17 protein-coding genes and 1 tRNA gene (1 of these 18 running past the window's edge) are annotated in these 19076 nt (G+C 45.1%); 4 read left to right on the top strand and 14 right to left on the bottom strand.

Translation table 11 applies throughout. The features are described 5' to 3' along the window. Positions 1–15: 15 nt before the first annotated feature. The 8 genes from EO131_RS03730 to EO131_RS03695 form a co-directional block, all read right to left on the bottom strand. The gene (locus EO131_RS03730) at positions 16–744 is read right to left on the bottom strand and encodes an ABC transporter ATP-binding protein (RefSeq protein ID WP_127019040.1); all 729 of its coding nucleotides are present in this window, start codon (positions 742–744) and stop codon (positions 16–18) included. Next, a complete protein-coding gene (locus EO131_RS03725) occupies positions 741–1952 on the bottom strand; it encodes a nitrous oxide reductase family maturation protein NosD (protein WP_127019044.1) in 1212 nt (403 codons plus the stop codon). The genes EO131_RS03730 and EO131_RS03725 overlap by 4 nt, the downstream gene beginning before the upstream one ends. 96 nt (positions 1953–2048) lie before the next feature. After that, a complete protein-coding gene (locus EO131_RS03720) occupies positions 2049–2342 on the bottom strand; it encodes a cupin domain-containing protein (protein WP_127019038.1) in 294 nt (97 codons plus the stop codon). Positions 2343–2366: 24 nt separating this feature from the next. After that, entirely contained in the window at positions 2367–2798 is a 432-nt protein-coding gene (locus tag EO131_RS03715) for a nitrous oxide reductase accessory protein NosL (RefSeq protein WP_127019036.1), read from the bottom strand. Positions 2799–2801: 3 nt separating this feature from the next. Then, positions 2802–3416: an LPXTG cell wall anchor domain-containing protein gene (locus EO131_RS03710; protein WP_127019034.1), complete on the bottom strand. Its 615-nt coding sequence runs from the start codon at positions 3414–3416 to the stop codon at positions 2802–2804. Positions 3417–3538: 122 nt separating this feature from the next. Continuing rightward, positions 3539–5491 carry a Sec-dependent nitrous-oxide reductase gene (gene nosZ / locus EO131_RS03705; protein ID WP_127019032.1) on the bottom strand — a complete coding sequence of 651 codons (1953 nt, stop codon included), beginning with the start codon at positions 5489–5491 and terminating at the stop codon, positions 3539–3541. Between the two features lie 37 nt (positions 5492–5528). Continuing rightward, positions 5529–6110 (bottom strand): fasciclin domain-containing protein, encoded by a 582-nt coding sequence (locus tag EO131_RS03700; RefSeq protein ID WP_127019030.1) that lies wholly within the window; start codon positions 6108–6110, stop codon positions 5529–5531. A 5-nt stretch (positions 6111–6115) separates the two neighbouring features. Next, entirely contained in the window at positions 6116–6628 is a 513-nt protein-coding gene (locus tag EO131_RS03695) for a c-type cytochrome (protein WP_127019027.1), read from the bottom strand. A 113-nt stretch (positions 6629–6741) separates the two neighbouring features. Here EO131_RS03695 and EO131_RS03690 point away from each other — a divergent pair, with 113 nt between their 5' ends. After that, positions 6742–7173 carry an RrF2 family transcriptional regulator gene (locus EO131_RS03690; RefSeq protein ID WP_127019025.1) on the top strand — a complete coding sequence of 144 codons (432 nt, stop codon included), beginning with the start codon at positions 6742–6744 and terminating at the stop codon, positions 7171–7173. A 269-nt stretch (positions 7174–7442) separates the two neighbouring features. Here the strand turns inward: EO131_RS03690 and EO131_RS03685 are convergent. The 6 genes from EO131_RS03685 to nhaD form a co-directional block, all read right to left on the bottom strand. Beyond that, a tRNA-Val gene (locus EO131_RS03685) sits at positions 7443–7517 on the bottom strand. A gap of 141 nt (positions 7518–7658) precedes the next feature. Then, positions 7659–8870, bottom strand: coding sequence for a bifunctional folylpolyglutamate synthase/dihydrofolate synthase (locus EO131_RS03680; protein ID WP_127019023.1), 1212 nt, complete (start codon positions 8868–8870; stop codon positions 7659–7661). Beyond that, positions 8870–9748, bottom strand: coding sequence for an energy transducer TonB (locus EO131_RS03675; protein ID WP_127019021.1), 879 nt, complete (start codon positions 9746–9748; stop codon positions 8870–8872). Before EO131_RS03675 ends, EO131_RS03680 begins: the two co-directional genes overlap by 1 nt. Further along, complete coding sequence (locus EO131_RS03670) at positions 9748–10134, bottom strand: ExbD/TolR family protein (protein WP_127019019.1); 387 nt, start codon at positions 10132–10134, stop codon at positions 9748–9750. Before EO131_RS03670 ends, EO131_RS03675 begins: the two co-directional genes overlap by 1 nt. Positions 10135–10144: 10 nt before the next feature. Then, positions 10145–10837, bottom strand: a complete 693-nt coding sequence (locus tag EO131_RS03665; RefSeq protein ID WP_127019017.1) for a MotA/TolQ/ExbB proton channel family protein — start codon at positions 10835–10837, stop codon at positions 10145–10147. A gap of 57 nt (positions 10838–10894) precedes the next feature. After that, on the bottom strand, positions 10895–12280 hold the full coding sequence (gene nhaD, locus EO131_RS03660; RefSeq protein ID WP_127019015.1) for a sodium:proton antiporter NhaD: 1386 nt from the start codon (positions 12278–12280) through the stop codon (positions 10895–10897). Positions 12281–12516: 236 nt separating this feature from the next. Between nhaD and EO131_RS03655 the strand changes: the two genes are divergently transcribed. The 3 genes from EO131_RS03655 to EO131_RS03645 all read left to right on the top strand — a co-directional run. Beyond that, positions 12517–13659 (top strand): acyl-CoA dehydrogenase, encoded by a 1143-nt coding sequence (locus tag EO131_RS03655; protein ID WP_127019013.1) that lies wholly within the window; start codon positions 12517–12519, stop codon positions 13657–13659. Between the two features lie 306 nt (positions 13660–13965). Then, on the top strand, positions 13966–18471 hold the full coding sequence (gltB, locus tag EO131_RS03650; RefSeq protein WP_127019042.1) for a glutamate synthase large subunit: 4506 nt from the start codon (positions 13966–13968) through the stop codon (positions 18469–18471). Between the two features lie 10 nt (positions 18472–18481). Further along, positions 18482–19076, top strand: the beginning of a protein-coding gene (locus EO131_RS03645; protein WP_127019011.1) for a glutamate synthase subunit beta. It continues 872 nt past the right edge of the window; only the first 595 of its 1467 coding nucleotides appear in the window; it begins with the start codon at positions 18482–18484; the stop codon falls past the right edge of the window.

Here is a 19076-nt window from a genome sequence, read left to right as displayed (position 1 = left end):
ATAAGGTCGTAAAAACTATATTTCAGTATTTTCAGCATGGTTTTCAGAAGTGGTTAGGGTTGCAATGGCATGTTCAAAACTGGTCTGCCCAGTCTGTTTCTTAAGTTCGGGGATGGTTCCCTTAAAGTAAATGTCACCTTCCAACAGGTATACGATCTGGTCGGCCATTTCTTCTACAAATTGCATGATATGGGAGGTGATGAGGATGGTCTTTCCATTGGACTTTTCCTTCAAGATCAACTCCTTCAAACGAATCAGGGCCATGGGGTCCAGCCCCGTGGTAGGTTCATCGAGAATGAGCAAGGGGCTGTCGAACATAAAGGTCAGTACAATGTTCACCTTTTGTTTGGTGCCCCCGGAGAGGGTGGACAGTTTTTTATCCAGAAAGGGTCCAAGGCCAAATAGGTCTATCAATTCCTTTTCAGCACTGGGACTGTTCCGCAGGTCCTTGATCATATGGATAAGCTCCTTCACTTTGATGTTCGGTGGAAAGTTGGCAATCTGTGGGAGATAATCGATCTGCTTGCGGTACTTCCATTGTTTTTTGATAGGCTTGTCCAGCACAGTTATGTGACCCTTATCAGGAAGCACCATGCCCAGGATACTCTTGATCAAGGTGGTCTTTCCCGAACCGTTAGGGCCCAAAATGGCATAGATCTGGCCCTTGTCTATGGTCAGGTCGACACCTTTCAATACCTGGTTCTTGCCAAACTGTTTGTGCAGGTCTTTTATCGTTATGGTCATGATCGTATTTTCATTAAAGGTTGGGCATCTTTTAAATTGTCCGGGGTGAACACCGGGGAGACCCTTTCGGAGAAATCAATGATATCCATGAAAAGACTCCGCAACAGGACAATGGTCTCCGGAGTGCGGTTCACTACATACGAAAAGAGCTTGACCGGACGGTAGGGCACATCCCCGATACCATCCTTGTCCAGATCATATCCGGTATAGCCACTCCAAAAGTTGCCCTCGAACACATTGTCGTTCAATTTGCTGTTATAAGAAATATCGAAGGAGTTGTACAAGAAATTATTGCCCCTGAAACTATTGGTATAGCAGGCCCCTATCACCCTAATGGCCCAACCATTGCCTATAAAATCGTTGTTGGTATACCGGATTCGGTTAGATCCCTCAATATTGATACCGATGGTGTTTTCCTCAAAGGTATTTCCAATGATCTCTGCATCATTGATTTCCTTCAACAACATGCCGTAAGCGGCAGTTCCCCAATTCTTGCGGAAGGTATTGTTCTTCATGGTGATGAACTTGGAGAACATGACCGCAACACCGGCACCATTGTTTTCAAAAGTGTTTTGGGTATAGATATCGTTGTTGGAAAACATGAAATGAAGCCCGTATCGGAGATTGTCCATACTGGTGTTACCCGTAATCGTAATCCGATCGGAAAACTCCAGATAAATGCCGTCCCGCGTTCCTTGAACATGATTTTTGGACACCTCGATGTCCGAGGAATACCACAATTGGATACCGTTCCCCGAATTATATTCGTCCACTGCCTCACCAATGATTCGGTTGTGGTAGACTTTGCCGTGGGAGGATTTTTCCAAATAGATGCCGAAGAACAATTGTTCCAAAACCATGTTCTGGATGCGGAAATCCTTGCTCCGGACAACCCGTATTGCCGCATTGTCCTTGGTATAGCTGACACCAACATTGATGATGAAAAGCCCGTCGAGTGTCACACCGTCCGACTGGATTTGAAAGATTTCCCCTTTTTTTTCACCGTCCACGATGGGATAATCCACGCCTTTGATGACCAAAGGTTTGTCCACCACGATCTCATATTCCCGATAGGTTCCTTTTTGGACCAATAAGGTATCATGGGCATTGGCCAGTTGGATGGTCTGTTTAATAGAGCGTTGTTCGCAGGTATTGCAAATTGTCCACGTTTTGGCCCATATTTCTTGACATAATAGGAACAGGACCATCCAAAGGAGGTATTTGTGATATGGAGTCTTCAATTTTCTGCTGATATTGTTTGGATTGCCCAAAGGCAATCTTATGGCTTATGAAGCTATGATTTCTTATCTGATTATCAAAAATTTTGCATTTGTAAGGGCCCTTACCCAATGCTCAACCTTTTTGGAAAAGCTAAAGTGTTGCTGTGACCCTAAATTGACGATCTGGTTCTCGATGTGGAATTCAATGGAACCCTCGAGTACAACCAAATGGGCATCTTTTGGTGAGGTATGACTTGGAAAGATGGCATCCTTGGCCAAACTGATGCTGAGAATTTCCATGGTTTCGTTTTTCACCAGTTGTTCAACTTGAAGTCCGTCATAAGGTTGCTGGGCAATGGTATTGTCTATATCGATCATATACATGGTTTGGTAATTATTAAACTATTCATATTGTTGTTTCAATTCGCTCCAAGAAAGTAATTGCCCTCCATTGGCGTCCAGAACAAACTTAGCAGCTCCTTCCTCATCAAAGGCACTTAGATAGGCGCCCATGGGACTTGGAATGTTCTCACTGATCAAATAGGTGGCCTTTGTCGCATCGATCAGTTCCCCGGGACTATCAAAATCATTGGCCAAGAACAGGGCGATGGTGGATGTGTCCGTTTCCTTCAATTGATTCATCATGCACTCCACGGCATCAAAGTCAAAGACTTTTCCCTTGGTGGTGACCAATTGTGCGGCATGTTGCTTGTCCACAATGGTCATACTACAGTAGTGGCAGGCCACATGGCCATAATCAATGGGTTTGGGAGCTACAGTGCATGATATCGAAAGCACCAATGTCAGTAGCAATGGCAAAAGTTGTTTTTTCATGTTTCAAGTTTTATTTTTTTTGCTCTTCCATCCAAAGTATCCGGCAGCCAAAGTCAACATCATACCCAGGAACATCAACCATCCACCTGTAGCGGGCAAAGAGGTTACATCAAAGTTCAACATCTTCACATGGCCCAGTAGTGGGGGTTTATAGGTCATTGGGGTTCCATCGGGATTGGTCAATTTCATAATGGCGTTGGGGTCCAAATTGGTGCCGTAGTCCACCAACCATTCATTGAAATCGTACATCCCAAGTATGCCCATCAAGGACATCAGAGCGAACCATCCCAGGAACCATTTGTAGCTTAGTTTACCAAGAAAACCCAAAATTCCGATCAGTACCCCGAGCCCAACCATGATTCCGATGATGATGGGGAAAGTGCTGAATTCCCACATGTCCTCCACTTTGGGGAGGGTGTGCATGCCGATATAGTGGTTCAGGCCATCAATGTTTTGGATATCGAACTCACTGACGCCCCGTAGGCCATTGATATGGATGTTCAACCCCAATGGGTCGGGATATTGTGGGGCGCCCAACATGATATTCCAAAGCGGGAAGACGTATAAACCCAAGAGGAAGAGCGGGCCAACAATCATTAAAATACTAGCCTTTTTCATTTTTTTGATTTAAAGGTTACAAACTGATTTCGGTTTTTTGGAAGATGTGTGTTTTTCAATTTGTAAAAAAGCGGGCAGGTCATGGACGCAGCCCGCTTTATTCATTGGCAAGTCAATCCGAATCACTCACCAAGTGACCATTTCAGTTCAATATTTGAGTTGGCAGGTGAGACCCTGACATAGCCTTGCATTTCCTGGTGCAAAGCGGAACAGAAATCTGTACAATAGAAGGGCCATACCCCAACTTGCTTGGGTTCCCAAACGGATGTTTTGGTCTGTCCGGGCATGATCAACAGCTCGGAGGTGTTTTGGCCCAGGATGGAAAATCCGTGGGGCACATCAAAGTCCTGTTCGTGGTTGGTGATATGGAAATAGACCTTGTCCCCTACCTTGATGCCTTCGATATTGTCCGGCGTAAAGTGGCTGCGTATGGTTGACATATATACATGAACCTCATTACCATCCCTTACCACCTTGGAGCCATCTGCTGTGGTCACGGCATAGGGGTGCCTGTTTTCATCCAATCGATAAATCTTGCGTGAATTTGCAGTCAACAGATCAGCTGGACAACCAGCGGCATAGTGGGGCTCCCCATGGGTCGGAAAGTCATAGATCAACTCCATTTTGTCGCCTGAGATATCATAAATCTGTGCCGAGTGTTCCATTTCTGGCCCCGTGGGCAAATACCGGTCCTTGGTGATCTTGTTCATGGCCACCACGTATTTGCCAAATGGCTTTCTGGAGTTGCCACCGGGGATCATCAAGTGCCCCACAGAATAATAAGTGGGTTTTCTATCGATAACCTCCCAAGTTCCCAACTGCCATTTCACGACTTCCGAAGAGATAAAGAACGTAGTATAGGCATTGCCCTTACCGTCGAACTCCGTGTGTAATGGGCCAAGGCCACCACTTTTTACCTGTCCGGCCAAGACATCCTCAAACTTCAAAATTGGGATGCCATAGGCTTCCCCATCGAATTTCTCCCCTTCAATGGCAGCGATCATTTTATCAAAAGAATGTACGGTCAAATCAGCAGATAGCTTACCATTGCCAATGATATACTGTCCGGTCGGGTCTACGTCACAGCCATGGGGGGATTTTGGCGTGGGGAGGAAAAATACGGCCCCGGGAACCTTTGTGGGGTCCACGGTAAGTACTTCATCCTTCATGGTCGTTGTCCCGGTATGGGAATGCTCATCATACACGTTGTGTGCATAGTTGGCCGGCATTTTGGTGCCGCCACCGTTGTTCACATATTCTTCGATTTTTTTCCAATTGATCGCCGCGATGAAATCTTTGTCGTTTTGGGAAGCATTCACTTCCAAAAGGGTGTTGGCCTCTTCAGTATTATAGGTGGTAAAGAAAAACCAGCCATGGGACTTGCCCCTTCCTGGGTGGGAAAGGTCATAGTTGAAGCCTGGCATCAACAATTGGAACTTGATGGCCATGTGGCCATGTTCGGGATCTACACTGATAAATGTAAGGGCACCTTTAAAGTTTCCTTTGTATTCACTTATGGACATGTCCCGTTGGGGTACAGGAACAGCAAATCGGGTACCTGCCACCACATATTCGGTGTTTTCCGTGATGAATGAGGAACTGTGGTTCCCTGCACTGTTGGGAACCTCGATGATCTCTGCTGTTTCAAAGGTGCTAAGATCGACCCTTGCAATACGCGGAGTATTGTTCCCATTTACAAAAATCCAGCGCCCATCCAATTCCCCATTGGTCTGGGATATGTCCGGATGGTGCAGGTCATCCCAGGGCACAAATCCATGGGAGGTGTTCAACATGGGGATGGTCTCTTCGGAATAGCCGTACCCCGATGTAGGGAACTGCGAGAATACTGGAATTTCCTTGAACATCCGCCCGGATGGCAATCCGTAAACGGTAAGGTTACCACTATATCCCCCGGAAAGGAAGGCGTAAAATTCATCCTGTTCCCCAGGAGCTACATAGACTTTTTCGGCGGCACTGGAGGACAGCGCCCCGTTTGAACTTTGGTTCTGTTGGCCACAGGAAACCAGCAACAAGGCCGTTCCCAAGGTCAGTATCAAATGGTGTTTTACTTTCATTGTGTTAGGATTTATTTGTTTTTTTGGTGTTAATCAGTTATTGGGCCGGAGGGAGGATGACCTTGTCCACAACATGGACAATTCCGTTTCCTGCAGGTACACTGGCAATGATCTTGGCTCCCCCTACAAAGACATCATCACCCTGCACCTCCACTATAACATTTTGATTATTGGCCTGTCCCAACTTCTTGAACTTTTTCAAAAAGTCCTTGGAATAGTTTCCCGGAGTTACATGATACTTAAGGATGTTGGCCAGGGCCTCTTTGTTCTCAGGTTTCAGAAGATCCTCCACGGTTCCTGCTGGCAATGCGTCAAAAGCGGCATTGGTTGGGGCGAATACCATTAGGGGGCCTGCATTGACAAGGGCATTCTCCAAATCTGCAGCCTGGACCGCTGCCACCAAAGTGCTATGGTCCGGTGATCCAAGTGCAATCTGGAGGACGTTGGGCGTGGATTCGTCGTCTTCGATAAAGGCCTGTCCTTTATTGCTCTCGATAATTGCTTCGGATGTATTTGGGTCGGAAGCTGTTGTTTCGTTCTGGGCCCTATCCTTACAGCCAATGTTAAATAGGAACAGTAAGGTCAGCCCGAGGGCACTGAGTTTAATGGTTGATTTCATATGGTTTAATTTAATGTCCTGAAGTATTCAAGAATGGCCCGTGCCTGCTCCTCGGTCAGCCCTTGGTTGGACATGGGCGACCCATTGAACTCTTGGAGCAAATCCCTGGCCAGTGGATCTTGTTGAACCATCTCCTGAGGGTTTAAGATCATATTCATGATCCATTCAGGGGTTCGTCTCTCAAGCACCCCATTGGGTGGTGGACCTATGAACTTTTTACCCACCCTGTGGCAGGCCAAGCACATTTGATCATAGATTTCCTTGCCGTTGGCGGCCATCGCCTGATCGATTTCCGGGGCCAATGTCACGGATTTGATAGGACCGACTCCTTTAGTGGACATATCAACACGTTCGGAGGCCTTGGTCTCCGTGGCTGAACTGGACTCGACCGGTTGTTCCGAAGTGGTCTTTTTCCGTTGCACACTAAAGCCATCCTCTTTCTTTTCCTCTTGTTTGCCTCCGCAGCCGATCATGATCAGCACGAAGAGTAATGTTATTCCTTTTACTATTGACTTCATTGGATAATGGTTAAATATTGGAGTCAAATGTAACTAGGGTTACTTATGGAAAATATGATTTAAATCATAAAAAGGATAAAAATGTCTTTTAATCTTTGTTTACATTCTATCACATGCTTTCCAATTCGTCAAAATATGCAATTAAAGGAGTGTTATACTTAGCCCTGAACTCCAATGAGAACCATAAAATCATGGTTAGGGATATGCACGGCATCGTGAATGTTCCCGAGTCATACTTAGCCAAACTGTTGCAAGAACTTTCTCGTCATGACGTCATTTCATCGGCAAGGGGCCCCAAGGGTGGATTTTATTTAAGTGATAATGATAGAAAAAGAACCTTGATGGATGTTGTTAAAGTCATTGATGGAGAAAAACGGGTAACCTCATGTGTTTTGGGATTGCGGAATTGTGATGTCGACAACCCCTGTGTGCTCCATAAACTTGTAGGTTCCAATAAAACTAACTTTATCAATGTTCTGGAAAGAACAACACTTCAGGATTTGATTGATGGAAAAAGAGAAATTGAAGAATTTTTCCCCTTATAGTGATTCTCTGTATCTCCTTCGGAATATTTTGATCCAGATGGTCCTTTTAGCTACATTTTTGCATCATCCTTACTTTGGGACCACATAATAATAGATGGGTAAAATTTCGGGGTAACGGCAAACGAAACGAAGTGGAGTGCTGCAAGCCTCACATCTCACAAGGTTTAACCTATTGGGGAAACAATCTGTCTTTTCGATGGTCCAATAACGACAAAACCTTGCAAATCAATAAGATAAGCAAGGTTTTGATTTTGTTTAAACTTTAACAGTGGGCGCTGAGGGATTCGAACCCCCGACCCCCTCGGTGTAAACGAGGTGCTCTGAACCAACTGAGCTAAGCGCCCATTCAATTTCCCAAATGGGAGTGCAAATATAGGATAGTTTTTGAATACCAAAAAGAAAAAAATAAAAAAGCGAAAAATATTTTTGACCAATAAATTGTTGTTTTCTCAAAGGCCGACCCAAAGGTGATTGCAGATTACTGTTTAAACCACTTCGGCCACCACAAAAGTGCTTCCGCCAACAAAGACCATATCCGTTTCATCAGCATTCGAAATGGCCATTTTAAGACCCTCTTGAACGGATTGAAACCCTTCGCCCTTCAAGCCTTGCTCTTTTGCCAAACTTTGTAATTGACCAACATCCAATCCCCTTGGCATGCTGGGTCGCACAAAATAATAGATTGCATCTTTCGGGAAGAGCTTTAATACACCCTGCACGTCCTTATCGTTCACAAACCCAAGCACAATGTGTAATTTAGAATACGATTGTTTGGCAATTTGGGCTAATACATATGTGAGGCCCTCTTTATTATGAGCAGTATCACAGACCACCAAAGGTGATTGCCGCAAAACTTGCCACCTCCCCATCAAACCTGTATTCGCCACTACACGTTGTAGCCCCTTAGCAATGGCTTCCTCGGGCACTTCAAAACCTTCCAACATTGTAATGGTGGCAATCACACCTTTGCAATTTCGCTTTTGATAATCCCCTAATAAATCCGTCGGGTAATCCCGTATGTTCTCATCTTCCGCAAAAACAATCTCGGATTTGAGTTGATGGGCGATCAACGAAAAAATAGTTTCCGTCTCCGGTTGTCGCTCACTGATTACCACAGGAACATTGGGCTTGATGATGCCCGCTTTTTCCAAGGCTATTTTTTCAATTGTATCCCCCAAAATTTGCATATGGTCCATACCGATATTGGTGATCAAGGAAACCTCAGGGGTTATGATGTTGGTAGAATCCAATCGACCGCCCAATCCAACCTCAATAACTGCAATGTCCACGTTTTCCTGGGCAAAATAGATAAAGGCCATACCAACGGTCATTTCGAAGAACGACAGCTTATGGTATTCCAAATAGGTTTTGTGGGCCGCAATGAATTCTGTCACGAACGCTTCGTCAACAACTTGACCATTGATTTTGATTCGCTCCCTAAAATCATTTAAGTGGGGAGAAGTATACAAACCAACCTTATAACCTGATTCCTGTAAAATGGAAGCCAACATGTGGCTGCTGGAGCCTTTGCCATTGGTTCCAGCAACGTGTATACTTTTGAATTTGTCTTCAGGATTGCCTAAATGGGCCGCAAAATGAAGGGTTTTGTCCAATTTGGCATTCAAGGCAGCAGCACCTTTTTGTTGGTACATGGGCAACTGGGCAAACATCCAGTCGAGGGTCTCTTTATAGGTCACTACTGTCCCAATTTAAAGTTGACCACCACAAAACCGATTTGTTGGGCCGGCGCATTGGAATCGAGGTTCCACTTGTGCATGAATGCAGTTTTTCTTGCAGGTTCCAGCAAACATGGCGCATTGTTGGTGGTACCTTTCACACCGGGTTCGGCCTTAATCACCCTACCCGATCTATCTACGGTTATCCTGACCACAACCCTGCCTTCCTCATTGCATTCCTGTCGTACTTTGCCACTATCCACCAAAGACCTGCCATTGAGGCCGTAACCTCCGGTTCCAGTTCCGCTTCCGGGAGCTCCATAGTACGTGGTGGCATAGGGATCACCGTCTGGCTGACCTTTATCCCCGGGTGTGTTATCGTTTCCTTCACTTCCGGTAGTTGTGCCATCGGATTGGCCGATACCGCCAATAAGGGCGTCAATATTCTTTTTCTTGGCCTCCTGTTCCTGTCGCTGGCGTTCTTCGGCCTCCCTTTTCTCCCTGGCTATGCGTTCCGCCTCTGCTTTGGCCTTTTCCGCTGCTTCGTCTGCCATTCGCTTGGCCTCCTCTTGTTGCTTTATTTTAATGGATTCCTCATCATTACTGGTCAATACCTTTTCAACCGGAGCCTCTTCGGTCACTGCCTCCTGAGGTTCGGCTGGTTGTACCTGCTCCACGGGTTGGCTCTCCACCTGTTTGGGTTCAGATCGAACTTTTTCCTTAGGTTGAACAGGCCCACTGCCAAAATCCATGGTACCGAAATTAACGGCAATACCATTTTCGATGGGTGGATCCAGATAGGTAAGTCCGATATAAAATAGCAATAACAATACAGCGCTTAACAGAAGTGTTGTTAGCGTGAAAGATTTTTTCTTGTGTCTCGTATCTAAAAATGCCATTATTTTGGCCGCACAGCCAAGATAACCTTGTAATTGTTCCGATTGGCAATGTCCATAACGTTGACCGCTTCCTTAATGGCCACGTTCTCCTCTGCCCTTAGAATGATTGTTGGCTTGTCTTGACCTTCAAGTGCCTTTTTTAATTCAATTTCAATGTATTCTTTACTGATCTGCTCGTTGTTCACAAAATATTTCAGATCCTTGTCGATGGTCACCGAAACATTCTGTGTGTTGGTGGATTTACCCTTTGCTTTGGGCAATAGTAAGTCCAGTGCATTCGGTGCATTGGAGGTCAACATGAAGAATACCAACAACAGAAATACAATGTCTGTCATTGACGACATACTGAACTCCGGGCTTATTTTATTTCTCCCCTTTAGTTTCATGGTTTAAAAACTATATGGGTTCGTTCAATAGGTCCAAAAACTCAACCGCATTGGCCTCCATTTGGTGCACCACCTTATCCGTACGGTTTACCAAGTGATTGTAACCGATATACGCAATGATACCGACCACCAAACCTGCCACCGTAGTGGTCATGGCCGTATAAATACCGGATGCCAAAGATCCCATTTCAGCCTGGCCACCACTGCTTGCCATTTCGTGGAATGCCAAAATCATACCAATTACGGTACCCAAAAAGCCAATCATGGGTGCAGCACCTGCAACGGTAGCCAACACACTTACATTCTTTTCCAATTTGTACACTTCAAGGGTTCCAGCGTTCTCGATGGAGGTATTGATGTCATCCAACGGTTTGCCGATTCGGGCCACCCCTTTCTCTATCAAGCGGGCCACTGGCGAATCGGTTTGGGCACATAACAACTTGGCAGCTTCCAACTTTCCGTTCATGACATGATCCCGGATCTGGTTCATGAAGTTCTTGTCGATCTTTGAAGCGGCCTTTATGGCAAAAATACGTTCGAAATAAATGTACAATGCTACGAATAGGAGCACGAAAAGCACCATGATGATCACGACACTACCGGTTCCTCCGTTAACAATAAGGTCGATTACGGAAAGGGTCTTCTCTTCTGATATAGAGGCCATTGCCTCTGCACCCTCCGCAGTTTCTTGAAAAATAATCATATAAAATCCCCAATTTAAGTTGCAATTATAACGGAGATTTTCGAGCTAAAGTATCTTTTAGAACAAATTTCGTAACAACATGAAGCATATAGCTCCACCAACAAAGCCTATTAGGGCCAACCACGAAATCTTTCTAAGGTACCAAAAGAAGTCTATTTTCTCCATTCCCATGGCCACCACACCGGCTGCAGATCCAATGATCAACATACTGCCCCCAGTTCCCGCGGAATAGGCAATGAAATGCCACAACTGGTCGTTCATCGGCTCGGAGAACATCCCCAAACTCGCTGCCACCAATGGTACGTTGTCAATAACCGCCGATCCAACGCCCAACAACAATATCACCAAGTCAGAAACATGGGTCGATGCCATTTCAGTGCCCATCAAAGGCATACCTTGTTTCAGTCCTTCTGCAAAATTGAACAACATGCCAAGAGACTCCAAAGCTGCTACAGCCATCAAAATACCCAAGAAAAAGAGGATACTCGGTAATTCAATCTTGGTCAGTGCCTTGTGCACTGGACTATGGTGTGCCGCTGCATCACTTTCATGATCCACTGACGAAATCGCAATCTTGGAGTTACTGAAAATTTCAGCAAAAGTGGCCACAATTGCCAAAGACAACATCATACCAACATATGGTGGCAAATGTGTAATGGTCTTAAAAATGGGCACGAAGATGATGGCACCCAATCCCAAATACAACATAATGGCACTAAATTTCGATTTGGATGGCTCTTCTTCCTCAGCTTCGATTTCCCCTTTAAATACAGGTAAAAAGGAAGCGATGAGCGAAGGGATTACCATACAGATCAACGATGGCAACAACAAGTGCTCAATAAGGTTGGCCGTTGTTACTTTTTTACCGATCCATAGCATGGTAGTGGTCACATCACCAATGGGCGACCAGGCACCACCTGCGTTCGCAGCGATAATGATCAAACCGGCATACCAAAGTCGTACATCCCTATCCTTCACAATTTTCTGAAGAATGGAAATCAAAACGATGGTTGCGGTTAGGTTATCGATGATGGCTGAAAGGATAAAAGCCAAAAAGGAGAATATCCAAAGAATCTTTTTCTTACTCCTTGTTTTTACAAAGGTTTTTATGGTAGCAAAGCCATCAAAATAGTCAATGATCTCCACAATGGTCATTGCCCCTAACAAGAACACCAAAATCTCAGATGTCTTTCCTAAATGGTGTAACAACGTCTCTTCCAGAAGCTCCATTTTCTCGGGATGCCCAAGTGCACCGAAATTCTCCATCAAATGGTGTTCACCCGAATCGAACCAGCTTGTAAATCCATCAATGCCAAAGGACATCAAGGCCCACATGATGGCCATCATGGCCAATGCAGGAATCAGTTTATCGATTTTTAAATTATGCTCGAGGGTTATTGCCAAATATCCAACAACAAAAATGACAACTAAAAGGGTCTCCATGTTAAGTTTGGTTTAATTAAGGAATTATGTTTCTGCGTAGTTATCTATGGCGCTAAAGATATTCAAAATGAGTTTTACGGCATAATCTTATCGCGAGAAAATATTGTGAAATTCCGATTATCGGAGCTACAAATTAGCCGATCGATTAAATCATTCGCATTTTATCGTAGTATTTTATAGAAATATGCTATTCAGAAGCTATATTTGCACTTTGTTTTTAGTTATTTTTCAGTTTTATGGACTTTACACTATCGGAAGAGCAATTAATGATCCAACAGGCAGCAAAGGATTTTGCCCAAAATGAACTTTTGCCTGGGGTGATCGAGCGTGATGAAACCCAAACATTTCCCAATGAGATCGTGAAAAAAATGGGCAATCTCGGCTTTATGGGAATGATGGTCAGTGAAAAATATGGTGGAAGTGGATTGGATACCCTTTCCTATGTTTTGGCCATGGAAGAACTTTCCAAAATCGATGCCTCGGCCTCGGTAATGGTGTCCGTGAACAATTCTTTGGTTTGCTGGGGACTTGAAGCCTATGGCACCGAAGCACAAAAAGAAAAATACTTGTCACGATTGGCCACAGGCGAAATTATCGGGGCCTTTTGTTTGTCCGAACCAGAAGCGGGCAGTGACGCTACATCCCAAAAGACCACCGCAATTGATAAAGGTGACCACTACATATTAAACGGTACCAAAAACTGGATTACCAACGGCAATAGAGCCGAAGTGTATTTGGTGATTGCACAAACCCACGTAGAAAAAGGACACCGAGGCATCAATGCCCTAATTGTGGAAAAAGGGATGGAAGGTTTTGAAATCGGTCCTAAAGAAAACAAATTGGGCATTCGCGGTAGTGATACCCATTCCTTGTTGTTCAACGATGTTAAAGTACCCAAGGAAAATCGAATCGGTGAAGATGGCTTCGGTTTTAAATTTGCCATGAAAACCTTGGCCGGAGGTCGAATCGGAATTGCCGCCCAAGCACTGGGGATTGCGGCAGGCGCTTACGAACTTGCCCTAACCTACTCCAAACAGCGAAAAGCATTTGGCACCGAAATAGCCAACCATCAAGCCATCGCCTTCAAATTGGCTGATATGCACACCAAAATCCAAGCGGCTCGACATTTGGTCTACCAAGCGGCTTGCGATAAAGATTCCAATAATGATTATGATTTATCCGGGGCAATGGCGAAGCTATATGCCTCCGAAGTAGCCATGGAAACTGCAGTGGAAGCAGTACAAATCCACGGTGGCAATGGCTTTGTAAAGGAATATCACGTGGAACGATTGATGCGGGATGCCAAAATCACCCAAATTTATGAGGGCACCTCAGAAATCCAAAAAATCGTGATTTCCCGAAGTATCCTGAAAGACTAAAACCAATACCCCCTCGCAAAACGAGGGGGTACTTGTTTAAATATCTTATTTTTTATTTAGTACTCCCCTATTTCCCATAGCAAGAATGGGAAAAAACCATATCACTCCTCTAAGCGCTACCCATATCAAGGGGACAATCCATTTACTACCCTGCTTTTTGAGATAATGATAATTTACTATTACTCAAATTTTCAATTTGAATATTATTTAACCTTTTTATCCAAATGCTGATTATTTAATTGATAATCAGTAAATACCTTAATGTTTATTCATCGTTTTTGATATTTTTGAAGAAATTCGTTAATGATGAAATTGGAAAAACAAGGTCTATACCTACCCGAATTTGAGCATGACAACTGTGGAGCAGGTTTCATCTGTAGCCTAAAAGGTAGAAAATCCAACGACATAATACATAAAGCCCTCGAGATCCTGGATAAACTGGAACACCGAGGTGCAGTGAGTTCCGATGGTAAAACCGGTGATGGTGCAGGCATCCTTATAGATGTTCCACACGCCTTTTTTACCGACGTGTGCAAATTCAGCCTTCCAGAAGCAGGAGAATATGCGGTGGGTAACGTGTTTCTTCCCCAAAAGGACAACCAACGTGACTATTGCATCAAGATACTTGAGGAAAGTGTGGCGCAGCAAGGCCTTCAGCTATTGGGATGGCGCGATGTACCAGTAAACCGATCGGTACCCGGAAGGATTGCTGCAGAAACCGAACCCTATGTAAAACAGGTTTTTATTGGTAAAGGGGAAGCCTTGGACGATTTCCAGTTCAATCTAAAGCTTTTTATTGCCCGGAAAATTACGGAGCATGCCATTTTAAAAAGTAAACTGTCGCAAAGCCAGTTTTTCTATTTGCCCAGCCTCTCCACCAAGATTATCATATTTAAAGGGCTATTGGTACCAAAAGACATCAGCAGGTATTATGAGGACCTTTTGGATCCCCGTGTGGTCACCCGCTTGGCATTGGTACACCAACGTTTCTCCACCAACACTTTTCCTACTTGGGATTTAGCCCAGCCCTTCCGTTATATGTGCCATAATGGTGAAATCAACACGCTTAGGGGCAACGTCTCCCGCATGCGCTCGCGCGAAGAATTAATGAAGAGCGATTGGTTTGGGGATGATATCAAAAAGATTTTGCCTATAGTCTTGCCAGGAAAATCGGATTCGGCCAGTATGGATATGGTAGTAGAACTGTTGTTGATGACCGGAAGATCGCTTCCAGAGGTGATGATGATGTTGGTTCCCGAAGCTTGGGAAAAAAATACCGAAATGTCCGAGGCCAAAAAGGCATTTTACGAATACAATTCCTGTTTAATGGAACCCTGGGACGGCCCTGCCTCCATACCGTTTACCGATGGCAACTACATCGGCGCCGTTTTGGATCGAAATGGCCTACGCCCCTCCCGTTATTCGGTAACCAAGAAAGGCTATGTGATCATGTCTTCCGAAACGGGAGTGGTAGAGCTAGATCCTGAAGATATTGAATTGCACGGCAGATTGGAGCCCGGTAAAATGTTCTTGGTGAACATGGAGGAAGGTCGAATCGTGAACGACGAGGAGATCAAGGAGGCCATTGCCAAAAAATATCCTTATAAAGAGTGGTTGAAAAAAAATCTAGTCCATCTCCGAGACATTCCCTATAACGATTGTCCTGTTTTCTTCGGAGAATTCCCATTGAAAACCAGACGTGCCGCTTTTGGATACACCCATGAAGATATCAATACCATCATCATGCCCATGGCAGAGCAAGGCAAGGAGCCTATTGGTTCCATGGGGTCGGACACACCTATTGCCGTATTGTCCGAAAGGCCACAATTGATATACAATTATTTCAAGCAATTGTTCGCTCAGGTAACCAACCCACCTTTGGATGGTATCCGCGAAGAATTGATTACCGACATCAGCCTAACGTTGGGCAGTGACCACAATATCTTTGAATTTTCGGAACTGCATTGCCGTAAACTGAAAATCCAAAATCCTGTGATTTCCAAAGAGGATTTGGACAAGATCAAAAATTACGATGCGAGTCCAGACTATAAGGTAGTTTCCATTTCCATCCTTTATGAAATTGAAAAAGGGCACAATGGTTTGGAGGAAGCGTTGGATTCGGTGCTTTCACAAGCCGTAAAGGCCATAGATGATGGCGCCAATATCATCATCCTATCGGACCGAATGGTGAGTACCGAAATGGCTGCGATTCCTGCCTTGTTGGCCTGTTCCTATGTAAACAGTGGCCTGCAGCGCATGGGCAAGCGCTCCAAATTGAGCATCATCATCGAATCGGCCGAACCACGTGAGGTGCATCATTTTGCCCTGTTGTTCGGTTTTGGTGCAAGTGCCATAAACCCCTATCTCGTAAACGAAATCATCGGTGAACAGATCACCGAGAACAATATCACAGAATTCACTTTTGACGAAGCCATCAAAAATTACAACAAAGCCATAGGCAAGGGCATTTTAAAAGTGATGAACAAAATTGGGATCTCCACCTTGAATTCCTATCGTGGCTCCCAACTATTCGAATGCATTGGCATCAACACCAAAGTGGTGGAAAAATATTTCCCGAACACGCCGACAAGGATTCAGGGCATAGGCCTTTATGAAGTAGAAAAGGAAATAGCCAGACGCCACAAAAAAGCATTCAAAACCCAGGAATTAGCAGCCAATCTTGATATTGAGGTTGGTGGCGAGTACCGATGGCGAAGGAATGGCGAAAAGCACATGTTCAATCCATTGACGATCGCCAAACTTCAAAAATCGGTACGCAATAACGAGCCGGAAACCTATAAAGAGTATTCCGAATTGGTGAATGAGCAATCCAAAAACCTGATGACCATCCGTGGTTTGTTCGAATTTTCGAATTATGACCCGATTCCATTGGAGGAGGTGGAACCTTGGACCGAAATTGTAAAGCGGTTCAAGACCGGGGCCATGTCCTACGGAAGTATCAGCAAGGAAGCACATGAAAATCTAGCGATTGCCATGAACCGAATCGGTGGGAAAAGCAATTCTGGTGAAGGAGGAGAAGATCCGGCTCGTTTTTATAGAAGTCAAACTGGCGATTGGAAAAACAGTGCCATCAAACAGGTCGCATCCGGTAGGTTTGGAGTAACCTCCAACTATTTGGCCAACGCCCAGGAAATACAAATCAAAATGGCCCAAGGTGCCAAACCGGGTGAAGGTGGACAGTTGCCCGGACCGAAGGTAAATCCGGCCATTGCCAAAACAAGAAATTCCACCCCATATGTGGGATTGATTTCGCCGCCTCCCCACCACGATATTTATTCCATAGAAGATCTCTCTCAGTTGATCTATGATTTGAAATCGGCCAACCGGGAGGCCCGAATCAACGTGAAATTAGTCTCCGAAGTGGGTGTCGGAACGGTAGCAGCCGGTGTGGCCAAAGCCAAGGCCGATGTTATCTTGATATCAGGTTTCGATGGTGGAACGGGAGCCTCTCCCCTTACCTCTCTGAAGCATGCCGGACTTCCATGGGAATTGGGTATTGCCGAGGCACAACAGACACTTGTTTTGAATGATCTTCGAAACAGGGTCGTGCTCGAATGTGATGGCCAGCTGAAAACCGGTAGGGATGTGGCCATCGCCTGTCTATTGGGCGCCGAGGAATTCGGATTTGCGACCGCACCATTGGTGGCCTCTGGCTGCATTATGATGCGCGTTTGCCATTTGAATACTTGTCCTGTTGGGATTGCCACCCAAAATCCAGAGTTGCGCAAAAAATTCCAGGGCAAACCGGAACACGTGGTTAATTACATGTACTTCGTGGCCCAGGAACTTCGAGAAATCATGGCCAAATTGGGCTTCCGTACCGTGAATGAAATGGTGGGGCAGGTACAAAAATTGGATCGCAAAAAGGCATTGGAGCATTACAAGGCCGCTGGAATCGATTTAACACCCATTTTGTACCAAGTGGATGTACCGGAAGGCACCAAATTACACAACACCGAAAAACAGCAGCACGATATCAACACATCCATCGAATTCGATATTATTGCCAAGGCTCACCCCGCTCTATTCCGGAAGGAGAAGACCTCATTGGACTTCCCCATCCACAATACCGATAGGGCCGTGGGTGCCATTATCAGCAATGAAATTTCAAAAATCTACGGTGCGGACGGATTGCCCGACAACACCCTAAAATTGAACTTTACCGGTTCGGCAGGGCAAAGTTTCGGGGCATTTGCCACCAAAGGATTGACCATGGTGGTCAATGGAAATACCAACGACTATTTGGGCAAAGGATTATCTGGTGCCAAGCTGATTGTCAAAGTACCTTTCAAATCAACATTTAAACCCGAAGAAAATATCATAATCGGCAACGTAGCCCTATATGGTGCCACATCTGGAGAAGCCTACATCAATGGAAAAGCAGGCGAACGTTTCTGTGTCAGGAATTCGGGGGCCAAAGCCGTGGTTGAAGGTATCGGTGATCACGGTTGTGAATACATGACCGGCGGTGTCGCTGTCATTTTGGGTAATGTGGGCCGGAACTTCGGCGCGGGTATGAGCGGTGGTATCGCCTATGTGTACAATAAAGATGGGTCCTTCGAAAAACGATGTAATGGGGAAAGCTTGAACCTTTTACCCGTAGAAGAAGACAAAGACATTAAAGAGCTTCGTGAATTGATCGAAAACCATTACAACGCCACATTGAGTCCCTTGGCGCAGGAACTATTGGAAAACTGGGAGAAAGTGTTACCGAAGTTCATTAAAGTATTCCCAGAAGAATATCGCCAAGCTTTGATTCGATTGGAACAAGAAAAAATGGAAACCTTATAATTTTTGAGCAATGGGAAAGACAACAGGATTTTTGGAATTTGACAGGAAGGTCGAGGCCTATGTAACTGTCGAGGAGCGCATCAAAAACTACAAGGAATTCACCAAGCCGCTCAAAGCAAACGAACTCAAAAACCAAGGTGCTCGATGCATGGACTGTGGCATTCCCTTTTGTCATAGTGGGTGTCCATTGGGCAACTTGATACCGGATTTTAATGATGCCGTCTATCAAGGCAAATGGGAAAAAGCGGCCAAAATATTGCATTCCACCAACAATTTCCCAGAGTTCACAGGACGTCTATGTCCAGCACCCTGCGAGGAAGCCTGCGTTTTGGGCATCAATGAAGACCCCGTATCCATCGAGAATATTGAAAAAAACATCGTGGAAACGGCCTTTAAAAATGGATGGATAACCCCAGAGCCTCCAATCAAGCGAACAGGCAAGAAAGTGGCCATTATTGGTTCGGGTCCTGCTGGACTGGCCGCCGCCCAACAATTGAACCGGGCCGGACATGCAGTCACCGTATTTGAGCGGGACGAAAAGGTAGGAGGTTTGTTGCGCTATGGTATTCCTGACTTTAAAATGGAAAAAAACGTCATCGACAGAC

Source organism: Flagellimonas beolgyonensis (genome assembly GCF_003992615.1).
Classification (GTDB): Bacteria; Bacteroidota; Bacteroidia; order Flavobacteriales; family Flavobacteriaceae; genus Flagellimonas; species Flagellimonas beolgyonensis.
The sequence above is the reverse complement of the archived record's forward strand: the minus strand, read 5'-3'. Positions and strand labels throughout refer to the sequence as shown.